This window comes from uncultured Limnohabitans sp., assembly GCF_937889215.1.
In the GTDB taxonomy this organism is placed as follows: Bacteria; Pseudomonadota; Gammaproteobacteria; order Burkholderiales; family Burkholderiaceae_C; genus Limnohabitans_A.
Map to the genome: position 1 here is coordinate 1 of NZ_CALBEX010000377.1, position 6,166 is coordinate 6,166.

Genomic DNA, 6,166 nt, shown 5'->3' on the forward strand with positions numbered 1-6,166 from the left:
CGAAGGCGTTGCGTACAGGAGAAAACCTATAATTTGACCACATTTCGCACAACAATTTGGCGCTTCTTTCAGAGGGCGGCCTCTAATTGCAAATCTACCCGCTCCAGAGCCCCACGCCATGAAACTACAGCCCGACAAATCCAACGCACCCACCATCAATGCCTACGACCGGCAATGGATTGAAGTGAACGGAGTAAGGTACACGCAATCGCTGATTGTCAGCAGCTTGCCAGACCAGCCGCCAACGCCATGGGGGCCTGCACAGCTTGAAGGTTTGTGCGCAGATGACTTTAGCCCCTCAGCACAAAGCGGCGCTGAACTGGTCCTTTTTGGCAGCGGTCAAAAACTCAGATTTGCCCAGCCGCAATGGCTGCAGGCCTTGATAGATCAGGGCGTCGGGGTTGAGACCATGGACACCGCTGCGGCATGTCGCACTTACAACATTTTGGCCAGTGAAGGTCGAAAAGTTGTCGCACTGCTTTTGATCGAATCCTAAAGATTGCATTTTTAGCCGGTCTTGTTCAAAGATACAGCCCAAACAAATGCCAACAGCGGTTCAGGGTAAAATAGACGGTTGTCGGGGCCCATGGCCTTCAGCGAAATTGACACCCATCAACGGTGACACCCGTTCAACCAGTCAAGCGAGATAAAGTTCAATGGCGATCGTTCTAAACAAACCCCTACCCGAATTTGAAGCCAACGCCACCAGCGGTCTGAAAGTTTCGAACATCTCTCATGTAGGTCAAACCGTCATTTTGTTCTTTTACCCCAAGGACAACACCCCAGGCTGCACCACTGAAGCCATGCAGTTTCGCGACAAGTACAAAGACTTTGTGAAAGCAGGCGCCTTGGTGTTGGGCGTGTCACGCGATAACATGAAATCGCACGATGACTTCAAGTCGAAACTGGAACTGCCATTCGAGTTGATCGCCGACACCGAAGAGAAAATGTGCCACATGTTTGGCGTGGTCAAAAACAAAATCATGTACGGTAAAAAGGTCAAGGGCATCGAGCGCAGCACTTTCTTGGTTGGCCCAGACGGCACCCTCAAGCAAGAGTGGCGTGGCTTGAAAGTACCTGGCCATGTTGAAGAAGTTTTGCAAGCCGTGAAAGACCTGAAAAAAGCCACTGCCGCGGCTTGATTCCACTGCTGAGTTTTGTCTTTTGGCTCGTGCATAATGATTTCATGCCGCTGACCCGTAGACCTTACTCGAATTTCCACAAAAGCCGCCTCGGTCTCCAGGCGGCTTTTTGTTTTTCAGCGCCCTGACTCTCCACTTACCACGAGGCCCTCGCTCATGCCATTGCCACCCGCACCCACCCAACGCGCCAGCCGTTTGACCCATGCTGCGTTTGCGCAAGACAGCAACGAGGCGACCACGCCCGAACCTTTGGTGCAAGTCGAGACCCGAGTGGAGGCCGTGACAAGTGACTCAGTGTCGCCCGCCACCTCCCCCAAGCGCCCACCCAGATCTCGCAAAGCGACTGCCGCAGAAAGCGTCCCACTGGCAGCAGCAGTGTCACCGCAGTCAAGCCCTGCACGCACAGCCCATCCCGTCGCAGCTGCAGCCCCGCGCAGCAAACGGCGTCACGGTCCGAGCAAACTGTTTGTGCTCGACACCAATGTGCTGATGCACGACCCGATGAGCCTGTTCCGCTTTGAAGAACATGACGTGTTCTTGCCAATGATCGTGTTGGAAGAGCTGGATGGCCATAAAAAAGGCATGACCGAAGTGGCCCGCAATGCGCGCCAAGCCAGCCGATCCCTGGACGCCTTAGCCACTGCTCAAGGCGCCGATCTGGGCAAAGGCTCGCCTTTGAACACCACGGGCCACACCGATGCCATGGGCCAGTTGTTTTTCCAAACCCAAGCGCTGGACCTGAGCCTGCCGTTGGCACTGCCTCAGGGTAAGGCCGACAACCAGATCCTGGGGGTTGTGAAGGCACTGGGCCAGTTGCACGCGCCACGCGACGTGGTGTTGGTCTCCAAAGACATCAACATGCGCGTCAAGGCCCGTGCGCTGGGCCTGCAGGCCGAGGATTACCAAAACGACAAGACACTGGAAGACGGCGACCTGCTGTACCCAGGCTCTATGGCTTTGCCCAACGACTTTTGGCTCAAAAATGGCAAGACCGTGGAAAGCTGGCAGCAAGGCACGCACACCTACTACAGGATCAGTGGCCCCATCGTGCCCAGCCTGTTCATGAATCAGTTTGTCTACTTCGAGGCCCCAGGAGAGCCCAGCCTGTATGCCCGCGTGACTGAAATACGTGGAAAAACAGCCGTACTCCGGACCCTAAAAGACTTCACCCACCAGAAAAATGCGGTCTGGGGCGTCACGACGCGCAACCGTGAGCAAAACTTCGCAATGAATTTGTTGACCGATCCGGACGTCGACTTTGTCACCCTCGCCGGCACAGCAGGCACGGGCAAGACCCTGATGGCGCTGGCAGCTGGCCTGACACAGGTGCTGGACGACCGCCGCTACACCGAGATCATCATGACCCGGGCCACGGTGAGCGTGGGGGAAGACATCGGCTTTTTGCCCGGCACTGAAGAAGAAAAAATGGGCCCTTGGATGGGCGCGCTGGACGACAACTTAGAGTTTCTGGCCAAAGGCGAAGGCGGCAATGCAGGCGAATGGGGCCGCGCTGCGACCAATGAGCTGATCAAGAGTCGAATCAAGGTCAAGAGCATGAACTTCATGCGCGGGCGCACCTTCATGAACAAGTACGTGATCATCGACGAGGCCCAAAACTTGACCCCCAAGCAGATGAAAACCTTGATCACCCGGGCAGGCCCAGGCACCAAGATCATCTGCATGGGCAATTTGGCCCAGATCGATACGCCCTACCTGACCGAGGGCTCGTCCGGCCTGACCTTTGCCGTAGACCGCTTCAAAGGCTGGGCGCATGGTGGCCACATTACGCTGGCACGGGGTGAACGCTCCCGATTGGCTGACTTTGCCAGCGATGCACTTTGACCACGCCCTTTCGGGCAGAGCCTTTGGGACTCAGTAATCGTCGCTGAGGCCTGAAGCCAGACTTTCAAAGCGGGTCAGGTTCTTCAGGAAGGTCAGTCGCACCGTGCCTGTTGGGCCGTTGCGCTGCTTGCCAATGATGATTTCGGCTACACCCGGATCTTTGGAATCCTTGTTGTAGTAGTCGTCACGGTAAATGAACATGATGATGTCTGCATCTTGCTCGATGGCACCGGATTCGCGCAAATCGCTCATCATTGGGCGTTTGTCGGTTCGCTGTTCTACGCTGCGGTTGAGCTGCGACAAGGCAATTACCGGGCACTGCAGTTCTTTGGCCAGCATTTTCAGGCCACGTGAGATTTCGCCCAACTCCGTCGCCCGATTGTCACCACCGGAGCCCCCTGAGCCACTCATGAGCTGCAGGTAATCCACCACAATCAGACCCAGTTTGCCGCACTGCCGGGCCAAACGACGGGCGTTGGCACGCAATTCAGAGGGCGTCAATCCCGGCGTTTCATCGATGTGCAGGGACACGGTCCGTAACTTTTCGATGGCTTCTGTCAAACGTGGCCACTCGTCGTCGGTGAGCTGTCCTGTGCGCAAATGCCCCTGGTCGATTCGGCCAATCGAGCCCACCACCCGCACAGCCAATTGCGATGCGCCCATTTCCATGGAAAATACCGCCACAGGCAGGCCTTCGTTCAAGGCCACGTGCTCAGCGATATTGATGGCAAAAGCTGTTTTGCCCATCGAAGGACGCGCCGCCAGCACGACCATGTCACCCGGTTGCAGACCGGACGTCATGCGGTCCAGATCGTAAAAACCGGTGGGCACGCCGGTGATGTCATTGGGGTTATCGGCCATCTCCTGCACACGGTCGAGCAACTCCACGACCAGTGTGTCCATCGATTGAAAGCCTTGCTTCATGCGCGAGCCTTCTTCACCAATGTTGAAGATTTTTTGCTCGGCTTCGTCGAGGATCCGGTCAATCGCCTTGCCCTGCGGGTTGAAGGCGTTGGTGGCAATCTCATCGCTGGCGGACACCAACTTGCGCAAGATCGAGCGCTCGCGCACGATCTCGGCATAGCGTCGAATGTTGCTGGCGCTGGGGACATATTGGGCCAGCGAGTTCAAGTAACCCAAGCCGCCCATTTCCTCGGCCTTGCCCTGGTTTTGCAACTGCTCGTTAACAGTGATGACATCGGCGGGCTTAGACGCATTGATCAACGCGCCGATGGCGGCGTAAATCAGCTTGTGTTCGTGCCGATAAAAATCCGCATCCACCAACAGATCGCCGACGCGGTCCCAAGCCCCGTTGTCCAGCAAAAGCCCGCCCAACACACTGGACTCGGCCTCGATGGAATGGGGCGGAACACGGAGTTTGGCCACCTGACTGTCTGCCGAGAGGTCCGACGGAAAGGTGTTCAAGGGCGAGGCAAATACAGCAGACATGTTTGGCTTATCTCAAAACTCAATGTTAGCCCCGAAACAAGAATCACCGCGGGCATAAGCCTGTGGATAAGCTTTGGACATTCGGTGATGAAAGCGGGACAAGTGATGCAGGCATACAAAGCCATTACAAAAAAAGCCGCCAAGCACAAGGCCTGGCGGCTTTTCAGGAACAGGCAAGAATCAAGCAGATTCGCCGTACACCGTCACGGTCACGTCGATCACGACGTCGGTGTGCAAAGCCACCGACACTGTGGAATCGCTCACAACCTTGATGGGGCCATTGGGCATGCGGATTTGGGCCTTGAGCAGCTTGTATCCTTGCTTGTTGAGCTCTTCGGCGATGTCGTTGTTGGTCACCGAACCAAACAAGCGGCCATCCACACCGGCTTTTTGCGACAACTTGACCACCGTACCGGACAGCTTTTCGCCTTGGGCTTGGGCTTCGGCCAACTTGGCAGCAGCGGCTTTTTCCAATTCAACCCGACGAGCTTCGAACTCAGCCTTGTTGGCTTCAGTCGCACGACGAGCGCGACCAGAAGGGATCAGGAAGTTGCGAGCGTAACCGTCTTTGACTTTGACGATATCGCCCAGATTACCCAGGTTCACAACCTTTTCGAGCAGAATGATTTGCATGGTTGGACTCCTTAGACTTTGTGCTGGTCGGTGTAGGGCAACATGGCCAAAAAGCGTGCGCGCTTGATGGCGGTGTTGAGCTGGCGCTGAAAGATGGCACGGGTGCCCGTCAAGCGTGCGGGGATGATCTTGCCGTTTTCGGCGATGAAGTCACGCAGGGTGTCCACATCTTTGTAGTCGATTTCTTCGACGCCGGTCACTGTGAAACGGCAGAAGCGCTTGCGCTTGAACAGCAGCGACTGGGTGTTGCGCTTGGGGCGCTTGTCTTTGTTGAATTTTTTGAACGTGGCCATGGGGCCTCCTGAAATTAATCTTGCTGAAACTCTTGAACGTGCAACACGACACTTTTACCTTGTCGAGGGGTGGCCAAAAAGCCTTGAAACGTCCAAACACTGCCAACCGCTTGCTTGACCAGTCTCTCGGCCAATGACCCAATGGCCAAGGCACGAAGTTTCAACTGGACTTTGCGCATTTGCCCGGCCTCTTGTACTTCAGAGGCGTGCTCCAGAATCAAATCCAGAGCGGGCAAACCAGCAGGGGTGTATCGCAAAGCGGCTTGCTCGGCAATACAGGCGGTCAGTTCTGTACGGTTCACTCCTCAACAGGCACGTGTCAAGCGGCGAATTCGGCTTGTTGGGACTTGCGGGCTTCTTCGCGCTCGACAGTCTTCATCATGGACGAAGGACCTGCGTCGGCTTTTTTCTTCAGCACCGTCAGGTGACGCAACACGGCGTCGTTGAACTTGAAAGCGTGCTCGAGTTCGGCCATAACAGCCTGGTCGGCTTCAATGTTCACACACAAGTAGTGGGCTTTGCCCAGCTTGTTGATCTGGTACGCCAGTTGACGGCGGCCCCAGTCTTCCACACGGTGGATGCTGCCACCGCCGGCAGTGATCATGCCTTTGTAGCGCTCCAGCATAGCCGGCACTTGTTCGGACTGATCGGGGTGGATCAGCAAAATGATTTCGTAATGACGCATTGAGACTCCTTGAGGTTAACCCAAATGGTTGGAATAGCTGCCCCCAGCGTCTGTCGGGGTGCAGCAAGGCGAAGCCTAATATTATAGCCTGAAGTTCACAGCCCCGGATAGCTGCCAGATGG

General features: G+C 55.9%; 8 protein-coding genes. 3 read left to right on the forward strand and 5 right to left on the reverse strand.

What is annotated here, in order from left to right; genetic code table 11:
• Positions 1-118 precede the first annotated feature (118 nt).
• The 3 genes from Q0341_RS09525 (at position 119) to Q0341_RS09535 (ending at position 2,984) form a co-directional block, all read left to right on the forward strand.
• Positions 119-496, forward strand: coding sequence for an Mth938-like domain-containing protein (locus Q0341_RS09525; protein WP_299512527.1), 378 nt, complete (start codon positions 119-121; stop codon positions 494-496).
• Positions 497-656: 160 nt separating this feature from the next.
• Positions 657-1,142: a peroxiredoxin gene (locus tag Q0341_RS09530; protein ID WP_299512530.1), complete on the forward strand. Its 486-nt coding sequence runs from the start codon at positions 657-659 to the stop codon at positions 1,140-1,142.
• A gap of 156 nt (positions 1,143-1,298) precedes the next feature.
• The gene (locus Q0341_RS09535; protein WP_299512533.1) at positions 1,299-2,984 is read left to right on the forward strand and encodes a PhoH family protein; all 1,686 of its coding nucleotides are present in this window, start codon (positions 1,299-1,301) and stop codon (positions 2,982-2,984) included.
• Positions 2,985-3,014: 30 nt separating this feature from the next.
• Here the strand turns inward: Q0341_RS09535 and dnaB are convergent, their stop codons facing one another.
• The 5 genes from dnaB to rpsF form a co-directional block, all read right to left on the reverse strand.
• On the reverse strand, positions 3,015-4,433 hold the full coding sequence (gene dnaB / locus Q0341_RS09540; RefSeq protein WP_299512536.1) for a replicative DNA helicase: 1,419 nt from the start codon (positions 4,431-4,433) through the stop codon (positions 3,015-3,017).
• Positions 4,434-4,613: 180 nt separating this feature from the next.
• Positions 4,614-5,066: a 50S ribosomal protein L9 gene (gene rplI / locus Q0341_RS09545; protein WP_299512538.1), complete on the reverse strand. Its 453-nt coding sequence runs from the start codon at positions 5,064-5,066 to the stop codon at positions 4,614-4,616.
• 11 nt (positions 5,067-5,077) lie between these two features.
• A complete protein-coding gene (gene rpsR / locus Q0341_RS09550) occupies positions 5,078-5,359 on the reverse strand; it encodes a 30S ribosomal protein S18 (protein WP_019427495.1) in 282 nt (93 codons plus the stop codon).
• A gap of 14 nt (positions 5,360-5,373) precedes the next feature.
• Positions 5,374-5,661 carry a primosomal replication protein N gene (gene priB / locus Q0341_RS09555; protein ID WP_299512542.1) on the reverse strand — a complete coding sequence of 96 codons (288 nt, stop codon included), beginning with the start codon at positions 5,659-5,661 and terminating at the stop codon, positions 5,374-5,376.
• A 17-nt stretch (positions 5,662-5,678) separates the two neighbouring features.
• Positions 5,679-6,044 (reverse strand): 30S ribosomal protein S6, encoded by a 366-nt coding sequence (rpsF, locus tag Q0341_RS09560; protein WP_108353641.1) that lies wholly within the window; start codon positions 6,042-6,044, stop codon positions 5,679-5,681.
• Between the last annotated feature and the right edge of the window lie 122 nt (positions 6,045-6,166).

Bases quoted from the DNA above. Each gene is read 5' to 3' on its own strand.
- Q0341_RS09525 (WP_299512527.1), top strand. From the start codon at position 119: ATGAAACTACAGCCCGACAAATCCAACGCACCCACCATCAATGCCTAC.
- Q0341_RS09530 (WP_299512530.1), top strand. From the start codon at position 657: ATGGCGATCGTTCTAAACAAACCCCTACCCGAATTTGAAGCCAACGCC.
- Q0341_RS09535 (WP_299512533.1), top strand. From the start codon at position 1,299: ATGCCATTGCCACCCGCACCCACCCAACGCGCCAGCCGTTTGACCCAT.
- dnaB (WP_299512536.1), bottom strand. From the start codon at position 4,433: ATGTCTGCTGTATTTGCCTCGCCCTTGAACACCTTTCCGTCGGACCTC.
- rplI (WP_299512538.1), bottom strand. From the start codon at position 5,066: ATGCAAATCATTCTGCTCGAAAAGGTTGTGAACCTGGGTAATCTGGGC.
- rpsR (WP_019427495.1), bottom strand. From the start codon at position 5,359: ATGGCCACGTTCAAAAAATTCAACAAAGACAAGCGCCCCAAGCGCAAC.
- rpsF (WP_108353641.1), bottom strand. From the start codon at position 6,044: ATGCGTCATTACGAAATCATTTTGCTGATCCACCCCGATCAGTCCGAA.